Below are 26,011 nucleotides of genomic sequence, written 5' to 3'. Positions count from 1 at the left end.
CCTGGATTCCGGCGCAGGCGGCTCCGACCGCGAGGCCGCCGACCGGAGCCGTCTGGAGACCCTGCGCGCCGACATCGAGGCCCACAACCGTCGCTACTACGTCGAGGACGCGCCCTCCATCTCGGACGCGCAGTACGACCAGTTGATGGCCGAACTGCAGGCCCTCGAAGGCGCGCATCCCGACTGGGTGACGCCCGATTCCCCGACGCAGCGGGTCGGTGCGGCCCCGCTGGACCATTTTGCTTCCGTGCAGCATGCCGTGCGCATGCTGTCGCTGGGCAATGCTTTCGAGACCGAGGAGGTCGTGGCCTTCGATGAACGGGTCACGGCGACCCTGATCGAATCCGGCCTGCTGGCTGCTGCCGCAGGTGCCGGGGCTGCCCAGGCCCAGGGTTCGCTGCTTCCAGACACGAGCGAGACCCAAGCGGCGGTGCCCGGCCCCGGCGTGACCTACGTCGCGGAATACAAGTTCGACGGCCTGGCCGTCAGCCTGCGCTATGAACGAGGCCGCTTGGTCCAGGCCGCGACCCGGGGCGACGGCGCTCAGGGTGAGGACATCACCGTCAATATCCGCACGCTGCGTTCGGTGCCGCTGCGCCTGCATGGTGGGGATGCGCCCGCCGTGTTGGAGGTGCGTGGCGAGGTGTTGATGACGCGGGCCGACTTCGCACGGCTGAACGAGGCCCAGGTCGCCCGGGGTGACAAGCCCTTCGTCAATCCGCGCAACGCGGCAGCCGGCAGCCTGCGCCAGTTGGACCCGCGCATTACGGCGACCCGGCCACTGCGCTTCTACGCCTACGGCTGGGGGCAGATCCAGAATGGCACCGGCGCCGAGTTGCAGCCGCGTGCCAGCCATTCCGGGATGCTGGACTGGCTGGCCGGCTTCGGCTTTGCCGTCAGCCCGGGCCGGACGCTGTGCCGGGGGGCTTCGGCCCTGCTGCGCTTCTACGAGGCCGTGAGCGCGTCCCGCACGAGCCTGCCCTACGACATCGACGGTGTGGTCTACAAGGTCGATGACCTGCGCGCCCAGGAAGTCCTGGGATTCGTCGCACGTGCACCGCGCTTCGCCCTGGCACACAAATTCCCCGCCCAGGAGGAGACCACCCGCTTGATCGGCATCGACGTCCAGGTGGGTCGCACCGGTGCGCTGACGCCGGTGGCGCGCTTGCAGCCGGTCTTCGTGGGGGGCGTGACCGTCACCAACGCCACGCTGCACAACGAGGACGAGATCCGCCGCAAGGACGTGCGTATTGGCGACACGGTGGTGGTGCGCCGTGCGGGCGACGTGATCCCCGAAGTCGTCGGGCCGGTGCTGGCACTGCGCCCGGCCGACGCGCCGGTCTTCGATCTGCTGGCCCTCTGCCCTGTGTGCCCGGAATGCGGCTCGGCGGTCGAGCGTCCGGAGGGCGAGGCCATCACGCGCTGCACCGGCGGGCTGTTCTGCCCCGCGCAGCGCAAGCAGACCTTGTGGCATGCTGCCAGCCGCAAGGCCCTGGACATCGACGGCCTGGGAGACAAGCTGATCGAGCAACTGGTGGACAACGGCAAGGTCCACACGCTGGCCGATCTGTACAAGCTGGCGGACCCGTCCGGCGGGGGCGAACTGGAACTGTCCACCTATCCCCGCATGGGGACGAAGTCGGCGCGCAATCTGGTCGAGGCCATCAACCAGCGCCGCAATCCGCCCCTGTCCCGCTTGCTGTACGCCCTGGGCATCCGCCATGTGGGCGAGACCACGGCGCGCGACGTGGCGCGGCATTTCGGCGCCATCGAAGCCATCATGGACGCGTCGGAAGAAGACCTGCTGCAGGTGCCGGACGTCGGCCCGGTGGTGGCGGCCTCGATCCGGCGTTTCTTCGCCGAGGCGCACAACCGCGAGGTCATCGCCGCGCTTCGGGCCGTCGGGGTCGAGCCCCAGGCCGACGCGGCACCCGCCGGCGAGAAGCCCCTGGCGGGCAAGACCCTGGTGCTGACAGGCACTCTGCCGACCCTGAGCCGCGACGAAGCCACGCGCCTGGTCTTGGCGGCCGGCGGCAAAGTCAGCGGCTCGGTGTCGCGCAAGACCGCATGGGTGGTGGCCGGCGAGGAGGCCGGCAGCAAGCTCGCCAAGGCCGCGGAACTGGGTGTGCCCATCCTCGACGAAGCCGGGCTGAAGGCGCTGCTGGGCGTGGCAGGCTGAACCGGAAAAGCAAAGAGGCGGCCTTCCTGAGGAAGGCCGCCTCTCTGAACCATGTCGGGGCCGCAGGCTGCGCGGCGTGGGGGTTTATTTCGCCGCGCTGTTGTCCACGACCTTGGCGTCCTTCATCAGGCCCTTCTGGTAGTCGGCCAGGGCTTGCTGGCGCATCATTTCTTCCAGTTGGGGCTTGGCTTCGTCAAAGGACGGGAAGGCGATCGGGCGCACGTCCTCGACCTGGATCACGTGCCAGCCGAATTGCGTCTGCACGGGCTGGGCGCTGAGGTCGCCCTTCTTCATGCTTTCCACGGCCTGAGCGAATTCGGGCACGTAGTTGCTGGTCGGGCCCCAGCCCAGCTCGCCGCCGTTCTTGCCGCTGCCGGTGTCGATGGAGTCTTTCTTGGCGGCGGCTTCGAAGGTGGTCTTCTTGGCCTTGATCGCCTTGATCAGGTCCTTGGCCTTGGCTTCGTCCTTGACCAGGATGTGGCGCAGCTTGAATTCCTGGCGCGAACCCTGCTCAGCCTTGATGGAGTCGTATTCCTTCTTCAGGTCGGCTTCGCTGACGGGGTGCTCTTTCAGGTACTTGGCCATCAGGGCGCGCACCAGGATGCTTTGCGAGGCCAGCTCGGTTTCCTGCTGGACGGCGGGGTCCTTCTGCAGACCGGCCTTCTCGGCGGCCTGGACGGCCACCAGGCGGTTGATCATTTCCTGCTTGACCTGATCGCGCAGTTGCGGCGTATCTTGGGCACCCTGGGTGACCAGCATGCCGACGAACTGGTCGAATTTGGCCTGGGAGATGCCCTGGCCGTTGACGGTGGCGATGTCCTTGGCCCAGACCGGCAGCGTCAGGGAGCAGGCCAGGGCGACAGCAGCGATACGTTTCATGAAAATCCTTAGATGGGAGGGGTGCCGGCCTCGATGGCCAGCGCGTGGATCGGATGGGGCATCAGATCCCGCACGCAATCATACACAAGACGATGGCGGGCGAGGGTGCCGAGCCCCTGGAATTGCTTGGACAGGATGCGGACGCGAAAGTGCCGTGCGCCGCCTTGCGCACCGGCGTGGCCGGCGTGCAGATGGGATTCGTCGATCAGGTCCAGGTGCGCGGGCTCGAGCGCAGTCAGGCGTTCGAGCAGCAGGGCGCGCAGATCGTCGACGCCATCGGGCGTGGGGCGGGTCATGGGTGGGCTCCGGTGAGATCGCGGCGTGCCGTCATCCGCGCGGCTCGCCGTCGGGGCCGTCGGCCTGGGGCGCGTCGGGTTCGGCTTGGATGTGCCGGCTCAGCCACAGGGACTGCGCCACCACGAACAGCAGCAGCAGGACCATCAGGCCGAAGACCTTGAAATTCACCCATTGCGACTCGGTGAAGTGGCCGGAGAAGGCCACGTACAGGTTCAGCGCGCCCGAGGCGACGAAGAACGCGGCCCAACTGTCGTTCAGGCGGTTCCAGGCGCGGTCGGGCAGGGCGATCTTGTCGCCCATCAGGCGGCGCATCAGGTTGCGGCCGGTGAGCAGGCGCGCGCCCACCAGAATGGCGGCGAACAGCCAATACAGCACCGTGGGTTTCCACTTGATGAAGGTATCGTCGTGCAGCAGCAGGGTTGCGCCGCCGAACACGACGATCACCGTCAGGTTGATCCAGTGCATGGGTTCGATCGCGCGGCCGGTCAGGCGCAGCCACAGGATCTGCAGCACGGCCGCCGCCATGGCGGTCCCGGTGGCGACGTAGATGTCGGCAAAGCGGAACGCCAGGAAGAACAGGATCAGCGGAAAGAGGTCGAACAGGAATTTTTTCATTCAGGCATTCGTGCGATCAAGACGTGCGGTCATTGCGCCGGGATGAATTTCAGGGACAGGGAATTGATGCAGTAGCGCAATCCGGTGGGCGGTGGACCGTCGGGGAACACGTGGCCCAGGTGGGCGTCGCAGACGGCGCACAGGATTTCCGTACGGATCATGCCGTGGCTGGTGTCGCGCAGTTCGCGCACACGGTCGGGGGCGACCGGCTCGAAATAACTGGGCCAGCCGCAGCCTGCGTCGAATTTCGTATCCGAGGCGAACAGCAGGGTGCCGCAGCAGACACAGGAATAGGTGCCTGCCTGGGCGGTGTCCCAGTAGCGGCCCGTGAACGGCCGCTCGGTGTGTTTCAGCCGCGTGACCGCGAATTCGTCGGGGGAGAGTTGCGCGCGCCATTCGGCGTCCGTGCGCGTGATCTTGTCCACGAGGAAAACGTCCAGAATCTCACTTCAATCCTCCATCTTAATCGACTTTGGACGCCGAGGCAGGTGCCCGGGGCGGAGTTCGTCCGGCGCCGCTGCGGGGTCGAGCCTGTGCGGTGTAGCAGCATATTGCGTCAGGCTGCGATAATATGACGCCCGTTCATGTGTTTATGCCCCAGCCCGTCGGGTTCGTGGCCATGAATTGCACGGTCCGTCAAAAAACATTCGGAGACAAACATGACATTCCCGCTTTCCCTGCGGCTCACCCTGGGCGCGGCTGCGCTGCTGGCCGCGCTGCCTCTGGCCGCTACGGCCCAAATCAAGGTTGGTGTGACGGTGTCGTCCACCGGGCCGGCCGCTTCGCTGGGCATTCCCGAGCGTGACACCGTGGCCTTGCTGCCCACGGAAATCGGCGGCCAGACCGTGCAATACATCGTGCTGGACGACGCTACCGACACCACTCAGGCGGTAAAGAACATCCGCAAGCTCACGGCCGACGATCACGTCGACGTGGTGCTGGGCACTTCCGTGACGCCGGCCTCGCTGGCCATGTCGGACGTGGCCGCCGAGACCGGCACGCCCATGATCAGCGTGGCCGCCAACGCCAAGCTCGTCGAGCCCGTGGACGGTCCGCGCAAGTGGGTATTCAAAACGCCGCAGAACGATGCGCTGATGGCCACTGCGCTGGCGCATGCGATGGTCAAGCAGAACGTCAAGACGCTGGGCTTCATCGGTTTCAGCGATGCCTATGGCGATGGCTGGCTGCAGGAAATGAAGGCCGCCGCCGAGGCCAAGGGCATCAAGGTCGTGGCCGCGGAACGCTTCGCCCGGCCCGACACCAGCGTCACCGGCCAGGTCCTGAAACTGCTGTCGGCCAAGCCCGACGGCATCCTGATCGCCGCCTCGGGCACGCCGGTGGCCCTGCCGCAGCGCGAACTGGTCGAACGTGGCTACAAGGGTCAGATCTATCAGACCCACGGTGCCGCCAACAATGACGTGCTGCGGGTCTGCGGCAAAGCCTGCAATGGCATGATCCTGCCGGCCGGCCCGCTGCTGGTGGCGGCCCAGTTGCCCGACAGCAATCCGGTCAAGGCCAGCGCCCTGGTGTACGTCAAAGCCTACGAGGGCAAGTACGGCGCGGGCACGACCAATACCTTTGGCGGCCATATGTGGGATGCCGGCCAGTTGATCAACGACGCCATTCCCCGCGCCCTGAAGACCGGCGCCAAGCCGGGCACGTCGGAATTCCGTTCGGCGCTGCGCGATGCGCTGGAGCAGGTCAAGGAATTGCCTGCATCCCAGGGGGTGTTCACCCTGAGCCCGACGGATCACGCCGGCCTGGACGAGCGCGGCCGCGTCATGGTGCAGGTCGTCGACGGCAAGTGGACCTACCAGCCGGATCTGTAAGCATGCACTTGCACGCCCTCCTGTCCGTTTCCCGGGCCGTCCGCCGGTCCGTTCCTGTGGGCGCGTGCCCCGGCCGCAGGGCGTGCGCATGGATCTGACCATTGCGCTGATCCTGCTGCAGGACGGCATCCTGAACGGTGCCATCTACGCCCTGCTGGGCCTGGCACTGGTGCTGGTGTTCGTGGTGACGCGGGTGATCCTGATTCCCCAGGGGGAGTTCGTCACTTTCGGTGCGCTGTCTCTGGCGTTCCTGGCCAATGGTCGGGTGCCGGGTACGGCGCACCTGCTGGTGATCATGGGTGTGCTGGTCTGTCTGGTCGAGGCGGTGTCGTGCTGGCGCGCGCGCCAGTGGCGCGGCTATGGCCGCACCCTGGGCTGGGCGCTGATCCTGCCGCTGGCGCTGGAGGCCCTGACGCCGCTGGCCGCCGGACCGGACGTGCCGCTGGCCCTGCAAGTGCTGTGCGCGTTGGCGCTGGTGGTGCCCATGGGGCCGATGATCTACCGCCTGGTGTATCAGCCGGTGGAGCAGGCCAGCGTGCTGGTGTTGCTGATCGTGTCGGTGGCCGTGCATTTCGCCCTGACCGGCCTGGGGTTGCTGTTCTTTGGCGCCGAGGGCTGGCGCACACCGGCCCTGGTCGAGGGCTCGGTGCAGATCGGGCCGGTGGCCTGGACGGCCCAGACCTTCGCGGTGCTGGCCACTTGCGCCGTGCTGATCGGCGCGCTGTGGCTGTTCTTCAGCCGCACTCTGTACGGCAGCGCGCTGCGGGCCACCGCCGTCAATCGGCGCGGTGCGCGGCTGGTGGGCATCAGCACGCGAGTAGCAGGCAGCCTGACCTTTACCCTGGCGGCGGCCATCGGCGCACTGTCGGGCATGCTGATCGCCGCGATCACCACCATCTATTACGACACGGGCTTCCTGATCGGCCTGAAGGGTTTCGTGGCGGCGATTTTCGGCGGCCTCGTCAGCTATCCGGTCGCGGCGGCGGGCGCCCTGTTCGTCGGCATCCTGGAGGCGTTTTCCTCCTTCTGGGCCAGTCCTTTCAAGGAAGCCATCGTCTTTACTCTGATCATCCCGGTCCTGCTGTGGCGCTCGTTCGGCAGCGTTCACCTGGACGAGGAGGAATAGGCTTTCATGCGCCCGCATCACCTCCTCATGATTCTGCTCCCGATCCTGGCCCTGCTGCCCTGGATCCCGGGCGTGCCCGCTTTCTGGATCACCCAGATGAACTACATCGGGCTCTACAGCCTGGTGGTGCTGGGGCTGGTGCTGCTGACCGGCGTCGGCGGGCTGACGTCCTTCGGCCAGTCGGCCTTCGTCGGCCTGGGGGCCTACACCACGGCCTGGCTGACGACGGCGGGCGGCGTGTCTCCCTGGCTGGGCCTGATTGCGGGCCTGCTGCTGACCTGTCTGGTGGCGTATGCGCTGGGGGTCATCACGCTGCGCCTGTCCGGCCACTATCTGCCCCTGTGTACCCTGGCCTGGTGTCTGGCGCTGTACTACCTGTACGGCAATCTGGATTTTCTGGGGCGCTACGACGGTATTGCGGGCATCCCGCCGCTGTCCCTGGGCGACTGGTCCCTGGGGACGGGCGAGCGCATGTATCTATTGATCTGGCTGGTCCTGCTGCTGGCATTGTGGGGCACGCACAATCTGCTGGATTCGCGTGCCGGGCGGGCCATCCGCGCCCTGCGCAGCGGTTCCATGGCCGAATCCTTCGGCGTGGATCTGGCGCACTACAAGGTCGTGATCTTCGTCTATGCGGCCCTGCTGGGTTGCGTGTCGGGCTGGTTGTATGCACACATGCAGCGCGCCGTCAGCCCCAGCCCCTTCGGCCTGGGCTACGGCATCGAATACCTGTTCATGGCCGTGGTGGGCGGTTCGGGCAGCGTCTGGGGGGCCGTGGCGGGTGCCGCCGCCATCCTGATCATCAAGGATCAGTTGCAGAACGTCCTGCCCGGCCTGGTGGGCACCACGGCCAATCTGGAACTGCTGGCCTTCGGCGTGCTGATGATTCTGGTGCTGCAGTTCGCCCGCGACGGCCTGTGGCCCGTCCTGGCTCACCTGTGGCAGCGGCTGGGTGGGCGGGCCGAATCCAGCGGTCACGACCCGGCGCGCCTGGCCGTCGCCCCCGAACTGCCACGCCGGCCGACGCCCAAGGCCGGCGATCTGGTGCTCGAGGTCGACCGCGCGCGCAAGGAATTTGGCGGCCTGGTGGCGGTCAACGACATCAGCTTCAGCCTGCGGGCGGGCGAGATCATGGGGCTGATCGGCCCCAACGGGGCGGGCAAGAGCACGACCTTCAATCTCATCAGCGGCGTGACGCCCCTGTCCGGCGGTACGGTACGTTTCATGGGGGACCGTATCGACGGCCTGCCGGCGCGCGAGATCGCCCGCCGGGGGATGGCGCGCAGCTTCCAGCACGTGCAGTTGCTGCCGGACATGAGCGTGCTGGAAAACGTCGCGCTGGGCGCCCATCTGCGCAGCAGTGCCGGCGTGGTGTCGGCCGCGCTGCGGCTGGATCGCACGGCCGAGGCCTCGCTGTTGCGCGAGGCCGCACGCCAGATCGAGCGGGTGGGTCTGGGTGACGTGATCGACCAGCCAGCCGGCAGCCTGCCCCTGGGCCGCCAACGCATCGTGGAAATCGCCCGGGCACTGTGCTGCGATCCCATCGCGCTGCTGCTCGACGAGCCGGCGGCCGGCCTGCGCTATCAGGAAAAACAGGCGCTGGCCGCCGTGCTGGACCAGTTGCGCCGCGAGGGCATGAGTCTGTTGCTGGTCGAGCACGACATGGATTTCGTGATGAATCTGACCGATCACCTGCTGGTCATGGATTTCGGCACGCCGCTGGCCGAAGGCGTTCCGGCGGACATCCAGCGCAATCCGGCCGTGCTGGAAGCCTATCTGGGCGGTCTCGACGAGACCTGGAGCGTGCCCGACGTCGTTCCGCAAGGAGAGGCCTCATGAGCGTGCCAGGACGCCCCCGGCGCGATGTTGCGCCCGATCCCCTGCTGCGGCTCCAGGGCCTGTCGGCGCACTATGGCAAGGTGGCCGCGCTGGACCCGATCGACCTGACGGTGGCCCGGGGTGAGATCGTGACCGTCATCGGTGCCAACGGCGCCGGAAAATCGACGCTGCTGGGCGCCATCATGGGGGCTCTGCCCCTGCGGGGACACAGCCGGGGCTCGGTTCTGTTCCAGGGTGTCGAAGTGCAGGGTTGGGACATCGAACGCCGCGTCGGCCAGGGGCTGTCGCTGGTGCCGGAACGCCGGGAACTGTTCGCCAGCATGTCGGTGCGCGACAATCTGCTGCTGGGGGGCTTTCGCCTGTACCGCGCCGGTGTGCGGGGCTGGCGCGACACGCTGGACGAGGTCTATGCCCTGTTCCCGCGTTTGAAAGAACGTGCGGCCCAGGCGGCGGGGACGCTGTCGGGCGGTGAGCGCCAGATGCTGGCCCTGGGCCGTGCCTTGATGGCGCGCCCGGCGCTGCTGATGCTGGACGAGCCCAGCCTGGGTCTGGCGCCCCGAGTGGTGCGCGAAATCTTCCAGACCATTTCCCAGTTGCGCAGCACCGGCGTGTCCATCCTGCTGGTGGAACAGAACGCCCGTGCGGCCCTGCACGTGGCCGACCGGGGCTACGTCCTGGAAACCGGCGCCGTGATCCTGGAGGGGGAGGCGGCGCAACTGGCCCACAACCCCCGGGTCATCGAGAGTTATCTGGGACTTGCCGGGACGCGGAAAAGTCCTTGAGAACTCTTCCGCGCCAGGCGAGTCGGAGCCGCTTGCAAGCGGCGACGTGGGGGCGCTATGACGGCTTGAGAGGCTTCTGGTCGGGACCTAGCCATCCGGCCGGGCCGTGCGATCGATCCGCAGGGATTCGATCACCAGCCGGTCGTCGGTCCGCTTCAGCTTGACGTCCACCGAGCCGCCCGTCGGGCAGCAATTCGCATCTGCTTCGCGGTACAGCCAGGCCTGAGCGGTGAGGCTGCCCAGATTCAGGTTGATGCCTTTGTTGATGGATGTGCCGCGCGGAATGCGTTTGCCCAGATCGGCTTGCCAGCACTGAATGTCCAGCCGTGTCCAGTGGTCCTGGTCGAATCTGAACGTATCGTTGTCGCTGAAGGCACCGGTGCCGCTGACGTCGACCGGCAGCTCGAGCAGGGTATCCGGGCCGTTGGTCGATATCGACGGGGCGCTGGCGTACAGATCGAGCTCGTCCAGACGCGTCAGAAAGCGGCTGATCCGGCCGGTGCCATCGTCCAGGAACAGGGCCGCACCCCGCCATTCGCAGGTGCCGGTGGCGGCCTCGGGCCCCACGCAGTAGAGGGCATAGTGGGTCTGGGCGGTACCCGTTGCGCCGGCCGCGTCGACAGCCCCGGATTCGGTGATGCGGCAAGCCGGCGGATCGACATCGTCTGCCGCCTCCGCCAGTTCGCGGCAGGTCTGCGCCAGTGCGGCGTCCAGTCCTTCGGTGAAGACGACGGCGGGGGCGTCGGTCACAGGCTGGCCCGTGACTGCGTTGATCGGTCCGCAGACCGGGCCGTCCGCCTGTGCGAGGCCCGAACCCATCGCCAGAGCGATCGGAATCGCCAGGATCAGGGGGAGGAGGCGGAAAGCCATCGAGATCGGCTCCGGGGATCAACCGGCCTTGTGCTGGCGCCAGGCCAGCCATTCGCCGACGATGCCGCGGCGGAAAGCCATCACGCAGATGATGAAGATCAGGCCGATGACGATGGTGACTGATTCACCCAGCACACGGAACCACTCGATGCCGGTCTGCTGCATCAGGAAGCGGCCGAATTCGCCGACCTTGTTTTCCAGGGCCACGACGATGATGGCGCCCAGCACCGGACCGGTGAGCGTGCCCATGCCGCCGATCAGCGTCATCAGGATCACCATGCCCGACATCTGCCAGGTGGCATCCGACAGCGTGGCCGAGACGAAGACCAGCGACTTGGTGGCGCCCGCCAGTCCGGCCAGGGTGGCCGAGAGCACGAAGGCCAGCAGCTTGAAGCGGTCCACGTCGTAGCCCAACGAAATCATGCGGGGTTCGTTTTCGCGGATGGCCTTGAGCACCTGGCCGAAGGGCGAGTGCACGGTGCGCCAGATGAGCGCGTAGCCCAGCACGAAGATCGCCATCACCACGTAGTACAGATTGATGTCCTGGGTCAGGTCCAGCCCCAGGATGTTGCCGCGCGGGATGCCCTGCAGCCCGTCCTCGCCGCCGGTGAACGGTGCCTGCAGGAAGTAGAAGAACTGCATCTGGGCGAGCGCCAGGGTGATCATGGCGAAGTAGATGCCGCTGCGCCGGATGGAGAGCAGGCCGAAGACCAGGCCCAGCACGCCGGCCGCCGCAGTGCCGAACAGCAGCCCGCCGAGCGTGGGCCAGCCCCACACGGTCAGCGACTGGCCGCAGGCGTAGGCAGCCAGGCCCAGGAAGGCGGCGTGGCCGAAGGACAGCAGCCCGGTGTAGCCCAGCAGCAGGTTGAAGGCGCAGGCGAACAGGGCATAGCACATGACCTTCATGATGAAGATCGGATAGCCGCCCAGCGCGGGCAGGATCGCGAGCAGGACGAAGAGGACCAGATAGGCGATCAGTTGACGATTCATGATTCTTTTCCGAACAGCCCGGCCGGGCGGGTGAGCAGCACGATGACCATGATGATGAACACCACGGTGCTGGAGGCCTCGGGCCAGAAGACCTTGGTGAAGCCTTCGATGATGCCCAGGCCCAGGCCGGTGACGATCGAGCCCAGGATCGAGCCCATGCCGCCGATGACGACCACGGCGAAGACGACGATGATCAGGTTCGATCCCATCAGCGGGGAGACCTGCAGGATGGGGGCCGCCAGCACGCCGGCAAAGCCCGCCAGCCCGACGCCGAAGCCGAAGGTCAGCGAGATCATCAGCGGCACGTTCACGCCGAAGGCCTCGACCAGCTTGGGGTTTTCGGTGCCGGCGCGCAGCAGGGCGCCCAGACGGGTTTTTTCGATGACGAACCAGGTCAGCAGGCAGGCCAGGATCGAGGCCACGACGACCCAGGCGCGGTAGATGGGCATGAACATGAAGCCCAGGTTCACGCCGCCGGCGAGCAGGGCGGGGGTGCTGTAGGGTTGGCCGGAGACGCCGTAGATGCTGCGGAACAGCCCTTCGATGAGCAGCGTCAGGCCGAAGGTGAGCAGCAGTCCGTAGAGATGATCGAGTTTGTAGAGGTGACGCAACAGCAGGCGTTCGAGGACGATGCCGAACAGGCCCACGACGATGGGGGCGAGGATCAGCATGACCCAGTAGTTCAGGCCCAGGTACTGCAGGCCCATCCAGGCGACGAAGGCGCCCAGCATGTAGAGCGCGCCGTGGGCGAAATTGATGATGTTGAGCAGGCCGAAGATGACGGCCAGTCCCAGCGAGAGCACGGCGTAGAACGAGCCGTTGACCAGGCCCAGCAGAAGCTGGCCGAGCAGGGCCTGGAGGGGTACACCGAAAAGTTGTGTCATAGGGCTGCGGCGAAAGCGGGCGGGAAGGATGGTGCGGGTCCCGGCTCTCCGCCTTGCGGCGGGAAGCCGGGGGTCATGTGCCGCTTACTTGAGGGCGCAGGTAGAGGTCGATTCGTCGCCGTAGACCGCGTCGGCCGGCAGGGTGCGCACGATGTTGTAGTAGTCCCAAGGTTCCTTGGACTGGTCGGGCTTCTTGACCTGGGCCAGGTACATGTCGTGCATCATCAGGCCGTCCTTGCGGACATAGCCGTTCTTCATGAACATGTCGTTGATCTTGATGCTCTTGAGCTGCTTCATGACGGCATCGCCGTCGTCCGTGCCGATGGCCTTGACGGCTTCCAGGTAGGTCTTGGCGGCCGAATAGTCGCCCGCCTGCAGGAAGGACGGCGCACGCTTGTGCTGTTCGAAGAATTTCTTGGACCAGGCGCGCGAGGCGTCGTCCTGGTTCCAGTACCAGGCGGTCGTCAGGTACAGGCCGGCGGTGTTGTCCAGGCCCAGGGCGTGGACGTCGTTGATGAACACCAGCAAACCGGCCAGCTTCATGGTCTGGGTGATGCCGAATTCCTTGGCGGCCTTGACGGAATTGATGAAGTCGCCGCCCGCGTTGGCCAGGCCCAGGACCTGAGCGCCGGAGCTTTGGGCCTGCAGCAGGAAGGAGGAGAAGTCCGTCGTGGCCAGCGGCGCGCGCACGGCGCCCAGGTTCTTGCCGCCGGACTTTTCCACGACCTTCATCGTGTCCTGTTCCAGCGAATGGCCGAAGGCATAGTCGGCCGTCAGGTAGAACCAGGTCTTGCCGCCCTCGCGGACCACGGCCGAGCCCGTGCCGTTGGCCAGCGCGATGGTGTTGTAGGCGTAGTGGACGGTGTAGGGCGTGCATTGCGCATTGGTCAGCGCCGATGAGCCGGCCCCCACCACCAGGAAGGGTTTCTTCTTTTCGGCCGCGACGGCGGCCATGGCCAGCGCGGTGGAGGAGTTGGTGCCGCCGATCAGCATGTCGAGGTTCTGCTTGTCGAACCATTCACGGGCACGGGCCGAGGCGATGTCGGCCTTGTTCTGGTGGTCGGCGGTCAGCAGTTCGATCTTCTTCCCGTTGATCTCGCCGCCCATGTCGGCGATCGCCATGCGGATGGCGTCGGCGCCGGCATTGCCGTCGATGTCGGCATACACGCCGGACATGTCGGCGATGAAGCCGATGCGGATCACGTCATCTGAAATCCCCGCAGCTTGGGCCGAGAGACCGAAGCCCAGGCCGGCAACGGCCAGTGCGGCGGATAGAGTACGTAGTTTCATGGGAAGTCTCCTGTATGTGCCGGTTGTGCCGGCGAATCAGTGGAAAAGAGAGCAACGGACGTCGGTCAGACGCCCAGCAGGCTGTCGAGGGTGGACTGCTTTTCCTGGAGCTGGCTGGCGGGGAATTGCTCCACGATCTGGCCGTGCTCCATGACGTAGAAATGATCGGCCAGGGGCGCGGCGAAGCGGAAGTTCTGCTCGACCATGACGATGGTGTAGCCCTTGGCCTTCAGGGTGCGGATCATGCGATCCAGCGCCTGCACGATGACCGGGGCCAGGCCCTCGGAGATCTCGTCGAGCAGCAGCAGGTTCGCACCGGTGCGCAGGATGCGGGCGACGGCCAGCATCTGCTGTTCGCCCCCGGACAGGCGCGTGCCCGGCGAGTCGCGCCGTTCGAGCAGGTTGGGGAACATGTCGTAGATTTCGGCCAGCGACATGCCCCCGCCCAGGGTGTCGCCCACGGTGGGCGGCAGCAGCAGGTTTTCTTCGCAGGACAGCGAGGCGAAGATGCCGCGTTCCTCCGGGCAGTAGCCGATGCCCAGGTGGGCGATGCGGTAGGTGGGCAGGTGGATCGATTCGGTGCCCTGGATGCGGATCGAACCCGTGCGCCGGCTGGTCAGGCCCAGCAGCGCGCGCAGCGTGGTCGTGCGCCCGGCGCCGTTGCGACCCAGCAGGGTGACGACCTGGCCGGGCTCGACGCGCATGTCCACGCCGTGCAGGACGTGCGATTCGCCGTACCAGGCTTGCAGGTCGGAGATTTCGAGTGCGGCGGTCATGACTGGGCCCCTTCGAGTTCGCCCTGGGTGGTGCCCATATAGGCTTCCATCACGGCGGGGTTGTTCGAGACGGCGGCGTAATCGCCTTCGGCCAGCACCGCGCCGCGCGCCAGCACGGTGATGCGGTCGGCGATGGAGGAGATGACCTTCATATTGTGTTCAACCATCAGGATGGTGCGTCCGGCGCTGACCTGCTTGATCAGGCGCGTGACGCGGTCGACGTCCTCGTGGCCCATGCCCTGGGTGGGTTCGTCCAGCAGCATCAGGCTGGGTTCCATGGCCAGGGTGGTGGCGATTTCCAGGGCGCGCTTGCGGCCGTAGGGCAGGTTCACGGTCATCTGCGAGGCGAATTCGGCCAGATCGACCTCGGCGAGCAGTTCCATGGCCCGGCCATTGAGGCGGTCCAGGCTGGACACGTTGCGCCAGAAATGGAAGGAGACGCCGGTGGCGCGCTGCAGTGCGATGCGCACGTTGTCCAGCACCGTGAGCTGCGGGAAGACGGCCGAGATCTGGAAGGAGCGGATGATGCCTTTGCGGGCGATTTCGGCCGGTTTGTCGCCGGTGATTTCCTTGCCCTCGAAGAAGATCTGGCCCTGGCTGGGCACGAGGAATTTGGTGAGCAGGTTGAAACAGGTGGTCTTGCCCGCGCCGTTGGGGCCGATCAGCGCGTGGATGTGGCCGCGCTGGACTTTCAGATCCACGGAGTCCACGGCGGTGAAGCCGCGGAAGGTCTTTGAGAGTTGGCGGGTTTCGAGAATGATGGTGGGTTCTGTGCCCATGATGCCCAGTGTCCAATGTCGCAGTGCGGCGCCTGATGGCGGAGTGCTTCAAGTATGGAGTGATCCGGGCCAGCGCTCCATAAGGGTTTTACAGAGTTGTCGTGGCTTTGCTGGAATATTGCATCGCAATAAGAAAGGGCTCCCACGCTGCGCAGCCTGCGGCCGCTTGCATCCACCTCGCGGCCTGCATGCCGCTCGGATTCACCAGGCGCAGACCAGTCCGAAGGGACTGTCCTGCGTCCAGGCTCATCCCCAAGGGGGCGCTTTTTACCTTGGGACGGCCCGGCGGTAAAAAGGGTTCTTCAGGCCGACCGGGTCTTGTCCGGGTAGTCGCACAGATCGGCGATCGGGCACTGGGGGCATTTCGGCTTGCGGGCCACGCAGACGTAGCGGCCATGCAGGATCAGCCAGTGGTGGGCGTCCAGCAGATAGGCCTTCGGTACCCGGCGCAGCAGCGCCTGCTCGACGGCCAGCACGGTCTTGCCCGGGGCGATGCCGGTCCGGTTGGAGACGCGGAAGATGTGCGTGTCTACGGCCATCGCGGGCTGGCGAAAAGCCGTATTCAGTACCACGTTGGCGGTTTTTCGGCCCACGCCGGGCAGGGCTTCCAGGTCTTCCCTGCGGTCGGGCACCTGGCCGCCGTGCCGTTCCAGCAGCAGTTCGCAGGTGCGAATGACGTTGCGCGCCTTGGTCTTGTACAGGCCGATGGTGCGGATCGCCTCGGTCAGTCCCTCGACGCCCATCGCCAGCAACCCCTCGGGGGTGCCGTGTTCGGGAAAGAAGCGGCGGGTGGCCAGATTCACGGAACGGTCGGTCGCCTGGGCCGAGAGCATGACGGCTACCAGCAACTGGAAGACACTGCCGTATTCCAGCTCGGTCCGGGGCTCGGGGTTGGCTTCGCGCAGCCGGCGAAAGCATTCTTCGATGGCGGCGCGTTTCATGGGCGTCGGGCGCGCGCCCGGGCCAGAGCCTGGGCGATGCGATCCTGTTTGTCGTGGGGGGCGGGGGCGGCCAGGACGGGCTTGTTGGCCAGGGTGCGCGCGGCGGGTCCGGCGGCCTCGTCGTGGCGTGCGTGCAGTCGTGCGTTGCGGGCCTGATAGCGTGCGCGGGCGGCATGTGCGTCGTCGCTCGTCCAGTCGCGGCCGGCGGGGACCATGGCGATGCAGTCCACCGGACAGGGGGCCACGCAGCGTTCGCAGCCGGTGCAGTCGGCTTCGATGACGGTGTGCATGCACTGGTTGGCCCCGAGGATGGCGTCCACAGGACAGGCCTGGATGCATAAAGTGCAGCCGATGCAGTGGGCCTCGTCGATGAGCGCCACCCGGAAAGGCTGGTGCGTGCCGCAGGCCGGGTCCAGGGGCTGGATCGGACGGTTCAGCGCTTGCGCCAGGGCCTCGATGACGCGCGGCCCGCCGGGCGGGCAGCGGTTGATGTCGGCCACGCCTTCGGCCATGGCCTGGGCGTAGGGGCGACAGCCGTCATAGCCGCATTGCGTGCATTGGGTCTGCGGCAGCAGGGCGTCGAGGGTGTCGGTCAGTGTGGGCACGGCAGTGGAAACGCATGGGGGACGGCGCGAGCCGTCCCCCGGAGTGAAGCGCTGGGGTGTTCTTAAGCGTGGGCGCGGATGAACTCGGAGATTTTAGGACAGATCTGCTGGCGCCAGCGGCGTCCGGAGAAAATGCCGTAGTGACCACAGTTGGCCGCAGTGTGGAGTTCTCGCATGGACGGGGACAGGTTGGCACACAGTTCGTGGGCGGCATGCGTCTGGCCCTGGCCGGAAATGTCGTCCAGTTCGCCTTCGATGGTCAGCAGGGCAGTCTTGCGGATGGCAGAGGGATCGACCTGTTCGCCGTCGACCGTCCAGGTGCCGCGCGGCAGGCGGAATTCCTGGAAGACGGTGCGGATGGTGTCCAGGTAGAACTGCGCCGGCATGTCCAGCACGGCGTTGTATTCGTCGTAGAAGCGGCGGTGGGCCTCGGCGTCGCTGTCGTCACCGCGCAGCAGATCCAGGTAGAAATCGTAGTGGGATTTCACGTGCCGGTCCGGGTTCATGGCGACGAAGCCGGCGTGCTGCAGGAATCCGGGGTAGACCAGTCGGCCGGCGCCCGGGTAGCGGGGCGGCACCCGATGGATCACGGTGTTCTCGAACCATTCGTAGGGTTTGGTCATGGCCAGGCGATTGACCTGGGTGGGCGATTTGCGCGTGTCGATGGGGCCGCCCATCATGATCATGCTGCGCGGCTGACAGGGGTCGTCGGCTGCCGCCAGCAGGGAGATCGCGGCCAGGACCGGCACCGTGGGCTGGCAGACCGAGATCACGTGCGTGTCGGGGCCCAGGTGGCGCAGGAAGGTCTGGACGTAGCGGACGTAGTCGTCCAGGCCGAAGGTGCCTTCGGCGGCCGGTACCATGCGCGCGTCGATCCAGTCGGTGACGTAGACCTCGTGGTTGGGCAGCAGGGCGCGCACCGTGTCGCGCAGCAGGGTGGCGTGGTGGCCGGACAGGGGAGCCACCAGCAGCACGTGCGGATCGCGGCGGCGGGTGTCGCGGCGGAAGTGCACCAGCCGACAGAAGGGCTGGGCCAGGACGATGTCCTCGGTCACGGCGACGTCGCGCCCGCCGATCTGGGTGGAGGGCAGGTTCCAGGCCGGCTTTTCGTAGTCCTTGCCCACGCGGTGGGCCAACTCGTAGGCAGCAGCGAACTGTCGCGACAACGGGGTGTAGGCCAGGGGGCTGTAGGGATTGGAAAACAGCTGTGAACCGGTTTCAGTGAAAGCCGTGAAAGGGGCCAGGATTGAGCGTTGAAGCTCGTGCAAGTCATACAGCATGGGTAGGCGTTCCCGTCGGTCTGGTCCGGCGCAGATCGTGCGCCGAAGTATCGGTCATTCGGACCTAAAGTACTGGGAATCGTGACAGGGCGCTACCGTAATTTCCCGTATATCGAACATATACCGTTCGGATGTGGGCTTTTACAGACGGATCGGCCGACGTATGCCGGCCGGGTGCAGGATTGCACGTCCTGTGGAGGAGCGGGGTCGCCCGTCCTGATCAGGGACGTTCCAGGTATTTGAGCTTGTCGGCCACGCCGTTCCAGTCGTCGGCACCGTCGAGCGGGCTGCTGGAACGGTTGATAGGGCCGAAGGAAGGAGTCAACTCAGCGTTCAGGGCGATGTAATCGAGCTGGTCCTGGGGCACGTCTTCTTCGGCGAAGATGGCATTGGCGGGACATTCGGGCACACAGACGGCGCAGTCGATGCATTCCTCGGGGTCGATCACCAGGAAATTCGGCCCTTCGCGGAAACAGTCCACGGGACAGACATCGACACAGTCGGTGTATTTGCACTTGATACAGTTTTCGGTGACGACGTGGGTCATGAGGGTGCTCCGGGCTTGCAGACAAGGGCCATGAAAGAAAGAGGCCTTTCGGGATTTTACCGAATTTATCAGGGAAGACCCGGAGAGCCCGTGTGGGAGGTAGGGATGAGGCAGGACATGGAATAGCCCCTGCGGGCTATTCCATGCCTGACGAATCGGAGCGCCTTGCAAGGCGCGACGTGGACGATGCCGCTACAGCAGCAGAGCAGCCAGGGTGCCGCCCAGTTCGGTGCCGCGCGCCAGCCAGTCGTCGGGTACGGTTTTGGGTGCCAGAATGGCTTCGGGCGTCTGGGCGTGCATGGGCACGATCAGGGTCGGGGCGACGGCTTTCAGACGCCAGCCGGTGCAGATGCGTTCCAGTTGCCGGCGGGCGCCTTCGCCGTCGGAGCCGGCGGTGATGATGGCGCCGTAGGGCCGGCCATTGATCTGCTCCAGCACCTGGTAGTAGGTGCGGTCCAGGCATTCCTTCATGGCGCCGCTGAGTGCCGCCAGATTTTCCGGCGCGGCGAACAGGTAGCCGTCGGCGGCGAGCAGGTTTTCGGTCCGCACGGTGTCGGCGGGGCGGATCTGCAGGTCGAAGCGGTCGGCCGCCCCGAGTTCGTCGGCCACGGCTTGCGCGCCGATGGCGGCGGCCCGGGCCATGTGCAGCGCAGCCCCTGTGCGGGAATGCCAGATGATCAGCAGTTGGGTCGTCATGGAGGTCGTTTGCGCGGGGCCAGGCTCACTCAATCAAGTAGTATAGAGGCTCCAAGTCCAGGCCCCATTTTTCCTGATCCGGCATCATGAGCGTCCCCTCGCAACCTGTTTCCGCAGATCCGTTCGGCCCCGAGTGGTTCCAGGCCGCACGGGGCGGACTGGATGACGCCGACGCGGCCATCCTGCGCCAGGCGGCCGATTGGGTGCGTGAGCCCCTGAACGGCGCGCGGGCCAGTACGGGCGAGGCGTTGGACGCGCACGCGGCTGCCGTGGTCCTGATCCTGCGCGATCTGGATACGGACTCGGCCACCCGCGCGGCGGCGCTGCTGGCGGTGCAGCCGGTGCCGGCGGGCGAGGTATCGCGCACCGATCCGCTGCGCAAGGCGTTCGGCGCCGAAATCACCACGCTGGTTCAGGGCGTGCGCGCCCTGCTGCGCCTGGGCGCCGTCGCGGGCCGCGCGGGCGACGGTTCGGGCGCCGACCAGAAGGAAATGCAGCGCAAGATGCTGCTGGCCATGGCGGCGGATCTGCGGATCGTGCTGATGCGGCTGGCGTCCCGCCTGCAGTCGCTGCGCTGGCACGCCGCCAGCCGCACGCCCTGTCCGCCGGAATTCGCCCGGGAAACCATGGCGCTGTATACGCCGCTGGCCAACCGCCTGGGGATCTGGCAACTGAAATGGGAAATGGAAGACCTGTCTTTCCGTTTTCTTGAGCCCGAGACCTACAAGACCATCGCCAGGCAACTGGAGGAAAAACGCGCCGAGCGCGAGGCCTTCATCGAAGACGTGATGGCGCGCCTGCAGACGGCGCTGGCCGAGGCCGGCATCCGGGCCGAACTCAGCGGCCGGCCCAAGCACATCTACAGCATCTGGAACAAGATGCGCCTCAAGCACCTGGAATTCCGCCAGTTGTTCGACCTGCGCGCCTTGCGGGTGATCGTCGAGGACGAGCGGGCCTGCTACACCGCGCTGGCACTGGTGCATGCGCTGTGGACGCCGGTGCCCGAGGAATTCGATGACTACATCGCCCGTCCCAAGCCTAACGGCTACCGGTCCCTGCATACCGTGGTGGCCGACGCCGAGGGCCGGGCCTTCGAGGTCCAGATCCGCACCCGCGCCATGCATCATTTCGCCGAATACGGGATGGCGGCCCATTGGCGCTACAAAGAAGCCGGTGCCCGGGGAGGCCAGGTGTCGGCCGCCGGGGAATACGACCAGAAGATCGCCTGGATGCGCCAACTGCTGTCCTGGAAGGACGAGGGGGGCGCGGCGCCTGCGCCCGAGGCGCGGCCGGATGCACGCATCTACGTGATGACGCCTCAGGCGCGCGTGCTGGAACTGCCCGCCGGCTCCACCCCGGTGGACTTTGCCTACCTGCTGCATACCGATCTGGGCCACCGCTGCCGGGGCGCACGCGTGGATGGCCAGATCGTGCCTCTGTCCACACCCCTGCGCACGGGCCAGACCGTTGAGATCATCGCCGCCAAGTCCGGCGGTCCCTCGCGCGACTGGCTCAACACGCAGTTGGGCTATCTGGCCAGCCCGCGCGCCCGGGCCAAGGTCCGGGCCTGGTTCAATGCGGTCGAATTGCAGCAGCGCATCGCCCAGGGCCAGACCCTGGTCGAAAAAGAGCTGCAGCGCCTGGGCCGCACCGCCGTCAACCAGGAACACCTCGCTCAGCAACTGGGCTTCGCCCGCGCCGATGATCTGTACGTCGCGGCGGCCAAGGAAGAATTCAGCCTGCGGCAGATCGACCATGTCCTGCGCGAGCCCGAACCGGCGCGCGAGCAGCCCGACGAGGCACGCGTCTACGCCAGTGACGCCGGCAGCGTTGCCCGCACGGGCAAGAGCGGGGTGCTGGTGGTGGGGGTCGATTCCCTGATGACGCAACTGGCACGCTGCTGTCGGCCCGTGCCGCCCGACGCCATCGAGGGCTTCGTCACGCGTGGCCGGGGGGTGTCCATCCATCGTCGCGATTGCGGCTCCTGGGCGGCTCTGGCGCAGCGCCACCCGGAACGCTGCATCGAAGTCGCCTGGGGGCAGACCGGCCAGGCCATGTACCCCGTGGACCTGGGCATCCACGCCCAGGACCGGCCCAACCTGCTGCGCGATCTGTCCGAAGTCTTCGCGCGCCTGCGGCTGCGGGTGGTGCGCGTCACGACCCACAGTCGCCGGTCGTTGGCGCACATGGTGTTCACCGTCGAGGTGCGCGATGGCGAGGAAATCCGTCAGGCGCTGGCCGCCGTCAACGAGCTGCCTGGGGTCCAGGCCGGGCGGCAGTGAGAGATCCCCTGGGCGCCCCAGGCCGGACAGGACTGCTAAAATGCTCGTTTGGCCCGTGCGTCCGCCCCAGAATCCGGCGGCGCCTTTGATGCGAGACTGGACTTGAAACCCTATCATCTGCCGGATGCCCGGGGGCATTTCGGGAAGTTCGGCGGTTCGTTCGTCGCCGAAACGCTGGTGCATGCCCTGGACGCCCTGCGTGACGCCTATGATCGCTATCGCGAGGATCCTGAATTCCAGCGTGAATTCGCCTACGAACTGGAACACTTCGTCGGCCGGCCCAGCCCGGTCTACCATGCCCGTCGCTGGTCCGAGCAACTGGGCGGTGCGCAGATCTGGTTCAAGCGTGAAGACTTGAATCACACCGGCGCCCACAAGGTCAACAACTGCATCGGTCAGGCCCTGCTCGCCAAGCGCATGGGAAAACCGCGCGTGATCGCCGAAACCGGGGCCGGCCAGCACGGCGTGGCCACGGCGACCGTGGCCGCGCGCTACGGCATGGAATGCGTGGTCTACATGGGCAGCGAAGACGTCCGCCGCCAGGCGTCCAACGTCTACCGCATGAAGCTGCTGGGCGCCCGGGTGGTGCCCGTCGAATCGGGCTCGCGCACCCTGAAAGACGCCCTGAACGAAGCCATGCGCGATTGGGTCACCAATGTGGAAGACACCTTCTACATCATCGGCACCGTGGCCGGTCCCGAGCCCTATCCCCGCATGGTGCGCGACTTCCAGACCATCATCGGCCGCGAATGCCGTGAACAGATGCCGCGCGACGCGGGCCGTCAGCCGGACTACGTGATCGCCGCCGTGGGCGGCGGGTCCAATGCCATCGGCATCTTCCATCCCTATATCGAGGACGAGTCCGTCCAGCTGATCGGCGTCGAAGCCGCCGGCGAAGGTCTGGAGACGGGCCGCCACGCGGCGTCGTTGAACCGTGGCGTGGTCGGGGTGCTGCACGGCAACCGGACCTATCTGCTGCAGGACGAGCGCGGCCAGATCACCGAAACCCACTCCGTGTCCGCCGGCCTGGACTATCCCGGCGTGGGCCCGGAACATGCCTGGCTGCATGACAGCGGGCGCGCGCAGTACGTGGGCATCACCGACCAGGAAGCCCTGACCGCTTTCCACGACTGCTGCCGCATCGAAGGCATCATGCCCGCCCTGGAGTCCTCGCACGCCATCGCGCACGCGGTGAAGCTCGCCCCGACCCTGCCGCGCGACCAGATCATTCTGGTCAATCTGTCCGGCCGGGGCGACAAGGACATGCACACCGTGGCCGAATACAGCGGCATCACGCTCTAAAAGGTTTAGGAACACTAGCCATGACTTCATCGAATGCCCGTCTGGCGACCCGCTTCGCCTCTCTGGAGGGGCGGGCGGCCTTGATCCCGTACGTGACGGCGGGCGATCCCCTGGTGGCATCCACGCCCGCGCTGATGCACGCCCTGGCGGCGGCCGGTGCCGACGTGATCGAACTCGGTGTGCCGTTCTCCGATCCCATGGCCGACGGCCCGGTGATCCAGCAGGCCGGTGAACGCGCCATCGCCGCAGGCGTCAGCCTGAGCGCGGTGCTGGACATCGTTGCCGAATTCCGCCGCCAGGACGACCAAACGCCCGTCGTGCTGATGGGCTACGCCAATCCCGTCGAATGCATGGGCCAGGAAGCCTTCGCGCAGCGGGCCGCCCAGGCCGGCGTGGACGGTGTCCTGACCGTGGACTACACGCCCGAGGAATCCGTCGAATTCGCCGCTTTGCTGGGGCAGTCCGGTCTGGACCCCATTTATCTGCTGGCACCCACCTCCGCCGATGCCCGCATCCGCGAGGTCGCCCGCCTGGCGCGGGGCTACGTCTATTACGTCTCGCTCAAGGGCGTGACCGGTGCCGGCCATCTGGACACCGATGAGGTGGCGCGCCGTCTGGCGGACATCCGCCGCCATGTCAGCATCCCCGTGGGCGTGGGCTTCGGCATCCGTGACGCCGAAAGCGCCGCACGCGTGGCGCAGCATGCCGACGCCGTGGTGATCGGCAGCAAACTCATCCAGATTATCGAGGAAGCATCCCTGCGCGACGGCCCCCAGGCCGCCATCGGCGCGGCGGCCCAGTGGCTGGCCCAGGTGCGCCAGGCCATCGAACCCATCCGAAAACAAGGCTGACCATGAGCTGGTTTGAAAAAATTCTCCCTCCGCGCATCAACCGCAACAGCGATTCGGCCTCCAAGCGTGTGCCTGAAGGCCTGTGGGTGAAATGCCCGTCCTGCGAGTCCGTCCTGTACAAGGAAGACCTGCAGGCGACCCTGAACGTCTGCCCCAAGTGCAGCCACCACATGCGCCTCGGCGCCCGGGGGCGTATCGACGCGCTGCTGGATAAGGATGGCCGCGTGGAAATCGGCGCCCAGACGCGCCCCATGGACCCGCTGAAATTCAAGGACTCGCGCAAATACCCGGAACGCGTGGCCGAAGCCGTCAAGCAGACCGGCGAGACCGAGGCGATGGTGGTGATGAGCGGCACGGTGCTGTCGGTGCCGGCGGTGCTGGCGGTCTTCGAGTTCGCCTTCATGGGCGGTTCGATGGGCTCGGTCGTGGGCGAACGCTTCGCCCGCGGCGTCCAGGAATCCATCGATCGGCGACTGCCCTTCGTCTGCGTGTCGTCCTCGGGCGGCGCGCGCATGCAGGAATCCCTGTTCTCGCTGATGCAGATGGCCAAGACCACCGCCATGCTGCACCAGTTGTCCGAAGCCGGTCTGCCCTTCATCAGCATCCTGACCGATCCGACGATGGGCGGGGTGTCGGCCTCCTTCGCTTTCATGGGCGATGTGGTGCTGGCCGAACCCAATGCCCTGATCGGCTTCGCCGGTCCGCGCGTGATCGAGCAGACCGTGCGTGAAAAGCTGCCGGAAGGCTTCCAGCGCGCCGAATTCCTGCTGGAAAAGGGCGCCATCGATCGCGTGATCGACCGCCGTGAAATGCAGGCTGAACTGGCGCATCTGCTGGCGCTGTTTACCCGTCAGCCGATCGAGGTCGTCCGGGTTGCCTGATCGGTTCCGGCGCGGAGCCTGATCAGGCCCGCGCTGCGGGCCGTAGCGGTCGGTCACCAGCCGCAGGCGTGTGTCCTGGAGCACGCTCATATTTCACTCAAAAAAATGCCCGAAACCGAAGTTTCGGGCATTTTTTTCCGCCTGGCCGACCCAGGGCAAAAAGCGCCTCCCCTTAAGGGGAGGCATTTTCCCTGAGACGATCTCAGTCCGAGGTTTCCACCTGCTGCAGCGGTTCGTCTTGCACCGCTGCGACCGGTTTGCGGGCGCGACCCAAAGGCTTGCGCGGCGCGGGCGGCACGTAAGGCGTGCTGGACCGGGTCTCGATCATCTGCATGCCGACGGCCTGCAGGGATTCGTCCGAGGGCAGGGTGATCGGGCGGGACGCGACCGGCGCGGCCGAGGCGGCCACGGGTGCCGGGGTTTCCACCACGGGGGCGGCCACCGGAGCGGCCTGGACGGGAGCGGACGCTGCCGGAGTGGCAACCGGAGCGGGCTCGTCGGCTTCGGCCACATCGACCTCGACCACTTCAGCCACCGGGGCGGGTTCGGCCTGTACCAGGGCGGCGGGAGCCGTTTCCACGATCACAGGCGCTTCGGTGCGGGCTGCGTCGGCCACGGGGGCCGCAGGCGCGGGCTCGGCCTGGACCGGAGCGGTTTCGACCGGGGCAGCGGGGGCTTCGGCGATCACGGGTGCCGGGGTCACGACTTCGGCGGCAGGCGCGGCTTCGAACGCATCCACCGGCAGGGCAGCCGGGGCTTCAGCCGCGGCGGCAGGCGTATCGCTGGCCAGGGCTTCGGGATCGAAGCGCGGTGTTTCGTGCGTTTCGATGGCCAGCGCATCGCTGTCGGCCGAGGTGTCCTCGGTGGACGCCGTATCGTTGGCCTCACCGCTGCGACGGCCGCGACGACCACGACGACGGCGGCGCTTGCGTTCCGGATTGTCCGGGTCGGTGTCGGCATCCGCGTCCACGGCCGGGCCGGCGACGAGCGCGTCATCGTCCTGCAGTTCGGTGGACGGGCTCTGGGGGGCGTCGGGCAGGCCGTAGGGGTTCGCTTCCGCCTGGGCCTGGACGGCTGCGGGAGCCTGGACGGCGTTCAGTTCGTCGGCCTGGAGAGCGATCACTTCACCCGTCTGGACGGCGGTTTCTTCTGAACGGCTGCGGCCGCGACCGCGGCGGTTGCGGCCGCGACGCGGCTCGGCGTCGTCCTGAACTTCGGTCAGGGCGGTGTGGTCGGACTGGACCGGCAAGGCGGTTTCAGCGACCGGGCGTTCGCGGCGCGAGGACGGACGGCCCTCGGTGCGTTCAGGGCGATCAGCGTGTTCCGACCGTTCCGTGCGTTCGCCACGTTCGGTACGGTCAGACCGTTCGCCACGGCCGCTGCGTTCGCCGCGCGGGGCGTCCGAGCGGCGTTCGCCTCGGCGGCCGCCATTGCGGTTGGAGGCGCCGCCACGGCGGCGGCCGTCGCCGGACTCACGGGACGGGGTAGGTG

Annotated in this window: 24 protein-coding genes and 1 pseudogene; 9 read left to right on the top strand and 16 right to left on the bottom strand. The window is 66.8% G+C overall.

Annotation, left to right across the window (positions count from 1 at the left end; translation table 11 throughout):
- Position 1 precedes the first annotated feature (1 nt).
- The gene (gene ligA / locus WA983_RS01555; protein WP_424250970.1) at positions 2-2,179 is read left to right on the top strand and encodes an NAD-dependent DNA ligase LigA; all 2,178 of its coding nucleotides are present in this window, start codon (positions 2-4) and stop codon (positions 2,177-2,179) included.
- A gap of 84 nt (positions 2,180-2,263) precedes the next feature.
- On the opposite strand, the gene WA983_RS01550 is transcribed toward ligA, so the two are convergent.
- The 4 genes from WA983_RS01550 to msrB are packed head-to-tail and all read right to left on the bottom strand — an operon-like array spanning position 2,264 to position 4,395.
- On the bottom strand, positions 2,264-3,058 hold the full coding sequence (locus tag WA983_RS01550) for a peptidylprolyl isomerase (protein WP_424248051.1): 795 nt from the start codon (positions 3,056-3,058) through the stop codon (positions 2,264-2,266).
- Between the two features lie 8 nt (positions 3,059-3,066).
- The gene (locus tag WA983_RS01545) at positions 3,067-3,354 is read right to left on the bottom strand and encodes a BolA family protein (protein WP_424311508.1); all 288 of its coding nucleotides are present in this window, start codon (positions 3,352-3,354) and stop codon (positions 3,067-3,069) included.
- A 31-nt stretch (positions 3,355-3,385) separates the two neighbouring features.
- Positions 3,386-3,970 (bottom strand): septation protein A, encoded by a 585-nt coding sequence (locus tag WA983_RS01540; RefSeq protein WP_424248047.1) that lies wholly within the window; start codon positions 3,968-3,970, stop codon positions 3,386-3,388.
- Between the two features lie 29 nt (positions 3,971-3,999).
- On the bottom strand, positions 4,000-4,395 hold the full coding sequence (msrB, locus tag WA983_RS01535) for a peptide-methionine (R)-S-oxide reductase MsrB (RefSeq protein WP_424248045.1): 396 nt from the start codon (positions 4,393-4,395) through the stop codon (positions 4,000-4,002).
- Positions 4,396-4,629: 234 nt separating this feature from the next.
- Between msrB and WA983_RS01530 the strand changes: the two genes are divergently transcribed.
- The 4 genes from WA983_RS01530 (at position 4,630) to WA983_RS01515 (ending at position 9,546) form a co-directional block, all read left to right on the top strand.
- The gene (locus WA983_RS01530) at positions 4,630-5,799 is read left to right on the top strand and encodes an ABC transporter substrate-binding protein (RefSeq protein ID WP_424248044.1); all 1,170 of its coding nucleotides are present in this window, start codon (positions 4,630-4,632) and stop codon (positions 5,797-5,799) included.
- A gap of 88 nt (positions 5,800-5,887) precedes the next feature.
- Positions 5,888-6,925 carry a branched-chain amino acid ABC transporter permease gene (locus tag WA983_RS01525; protein WP_424248042.1) on the top strand — a complete coding sequence of 346 codons (1,038 nt, stop codon included), beginning with the start codon at positions 5,888-5,890 and terminating at the stop codon, positions 6,923-6,925.
- A gap of 6 nt (positions 6,926-6,931) precedes the next feature.
- A complete protein-coding gene (locus tag WA983_RS01520) occupies positions 6,932-8,764 on the top strand; it encodes an ABC transporter permease subunit (RefSeq protein WP_424311507.1) in 1,833 nt (610 codons plus the stop codon).
- Positions 8,761-9,546, top strand: a complete 786-nt coding sequence (locus WA983_RS01515; RefSeq protein ID WP_424248038.1) for an ABC transporter ATP-binding protein — start codon at positions 8,761-8,763, stop codon at positions 9,544-9,546. Before WA983_RS01520 ends, WA983_RS01515 begins: the two co-directional genes overlap by 4 nt.
- A gap of 87 nt (positions 9,547-9,633) precedes the next feature.
- Here the strand turns inward: WA983_RS01515 and WA983_RS01510 are convergent, their stop codons facing one another.
- The 11 genes from WA983_RS01510 to WA983_RS01460 all read right to left on the bottom strand — a co-directional run bounded on the left by WA983_RS01510 (position 9,634) and on the right by WA983_RS01460 (position 19,204).
- Complete coding sequence (locus WA983_RS01510; protein WP_424248036.1) at positions 9,634-10,416, bottom strand: hypothetical protein; 783 nt, start codon at positions 10,414-10,416, stop codon at positions 9,634-9,636.
- Between the two features lie 18 nt (positions 10,417-10,434).
- Positions 10,435-11,406 (bottom strand): branched-chain amino acid ABC transporter permease, encoded by a 972-nt coding sequence (locus WA983_RS01505; RefSeq protein WP_424248034.1) that lies wholly within the window; start codon positions 11,404-11,406, stop codon positions 10,435-10,437.
- The gene (locus WA983_RS01500) at positions 11,403-12,290 is read right to left on the bottom strand and encodes a branched-chain amino acid ABC transporter permease (RefSeq protein ID WP_424248032.1); all 888 of its coding nucleotides are present in this window, start codon (positions 12,288-12,290) and stop codon (positions 11,403-11,405) included. The genes WA983_RS01505 and WA983_RS01500 overlap by 4 nt, the downstream gene beginning before the upstream one ends.
- 84 nt (positions 12,291-12,374) lie before the next feature.
- Positions 12,375-13,580: an ABC transporter substrate-binding protein gene (locus tag WA983_RS01495; protein WP_424248030.1), complete on the bottom strand. Its 1,206-nt coding sequence runs from the start codon at positions 13,578-13,580 to the stop codon at positions 12,375-12,377.
- 65 nt (positions 13,581-13,645) lie between these two features.
- Complete coding sequence (locus tag WA983_RS01490; RefSeq protein WP_424248028.1) at positions 13,646-14,356, bottom strand: ABC transporter ATP-binding protein; 711 nt, start codon at positions 14,354-14,356, stop codon at positions 13,646-13,648.
- Positions 14,353-15,135 carry an ABC transporter ATP-binding protein gene (locus WA983_RS01485; RefSeq protein ID WP_424248026.1) on the bottom strand — a complete coding sequence of 261 codons (783 nt, stop codon included), beginning with the start codon at positions 15,133-15,135 and terminating at the stop codon, positions 14,353-14,355. Before WA983_RS01485 ends, WA983_RS01490 begins: the two co-directional genes overlap by 4 nt.
- A gap of 302 nt (positions 15,136-15,437) precedes the next feature.
- The gene (gene nth, locus WA983_RS01480; RefSeq protein WP_424248024.1) at positions 15,438-16,076 is read right to left on the bottom strand and encodes an endonuclease III; all 639 of its coding nucleotides are present in this window, start codon (positions 16,074-16,076) and stop codon (positions 15,438-15,440) included.
- Positions 16,073-16,681, bottom strand: coding sequence for an RnfABCDGE type electron transport complex subunit B (locus WA983_RS01475; protein ID WP_424248022.1), 609 nt, complete (start codon positions 16,679-16,681; stop codon positions 16,073-16,075). Before WA983_RS01475 ends, nth begins: the two co-directional genes overlap by 4 nt.
- A gap of 62 nt (positions 16,682-16,743) precedes the next feature.
- On the bottom strand, positions 16,744-17,961 hold the full coding sequence (locus WA983_RS01470) for a polyhydroxyalkanoate depolymerase (protein WP_424248021.1): 1,218 nt from the start codon (positions 17,959-17,961) through the stop codon (positions 16,744-16,746).
- 220 nt (positions 17,962-18,181) lie between these two features.
- A complete protein-coding gene (gene fdxA, locus WA983_RS01465) occupies positions 18,182-18,508 on the bottom strand; it encodes a ferredoxin FdxA (RefSeq protein WP_424248019.1) in 327 nt (108 codons plus the stop codon).
- Positions 18,509-18,700: 192 nt separating this feature from the next.
- A complete protein-coding gene (locus tag WA983_RS01460; RefSeq protein WP_424248017.1) occupies positions 18,701-19,204 on the bottom strand; it encodes a flavodoxin family protein in 504 nt (167 codons plus the stop codon).
- An 86-nt stretch (positions 19,205-19,290) separates the two neighbouring features.
- On the opposite strand from WA983_RS01460, the gene WA983_RS01455 reads away from it, so the two are divergent.
- The 4 genes from WA983_RS01455 (at position 19,291) to accD (ending at position 24,520) form a co-directional block, all read left to right on the top strand.
- Positions 19,291-21,486, top strand: a complete 2,196-nt coding sequence (locus WA983_RS01455) for a RelA/SpoT family protein (protein ID WP_424248015.1) — start codon at positions 19,291-19,293, stop codon at positions 21,484-21,486.
- A gap of 102 nt (positions 21,487-21,588) precedes the next feature.
- The gene (gene trpB / locus WA983_RS01450; RefSeq protein WP_424248013.1) at positions 21,589-22,788 is read left to right on the top strand and encodes a tryptophan synthase subunit beta; all 1,200 of its coding nucleotides are present in this window, start codon (positions 21,589-21,591) and stop codon (positions 22,786-22,788) included.
- A gap of 20 nt (positions 22,789-22,808) precedes the next feature.
- Complete coding sequence (gene trpA, locus WA983_RS01445) at positions 22,809-23,639, top strand: tryptophan synthase subunit alpha (protein ID WP_424248011.1); 831 nt, start codon at positions 22,809-22,811, stop codon at positions 23,637-23,639.
- Between the two features lie 2 nt (positions 23,640-23,641).
- On the top strand, positions 23,642-24,520 hold the full coding sequence (gene accD, locus WA983_RS01440; protein WP_424248009.1) for an acetyl-CoA carboxylase, carboxyltransferase subunit beta: 879 nt from the start codon (positions 23,642-23,644) through the stop codon (positions 24,518-24,520).
- Between the two features lie 202 nt (positions 24,521-24,722).
- On the opposite strand, the pseudogene WA983_RS01435 reads toward accD, so the two are convergent.
- Positions 24,723-26,011, bottom strand: a pseudogene (locus WA983_RS01435) (hypothetical protein); the annotation flags it as partial.

Source organism: Castellaniella sp. (assembly GCF_049650445.1).
GTDB lineage: Bacteria > Pseudomonadota > Gammaproteobacteria > Burkholderiales > Burkholderiaceae_B > Castellaniella.
The sequence above is the reverse complement of the archived record's forward strand: the minus strand, read 5'-3'. Positions and strand labels throughout refer to the sequence as shown.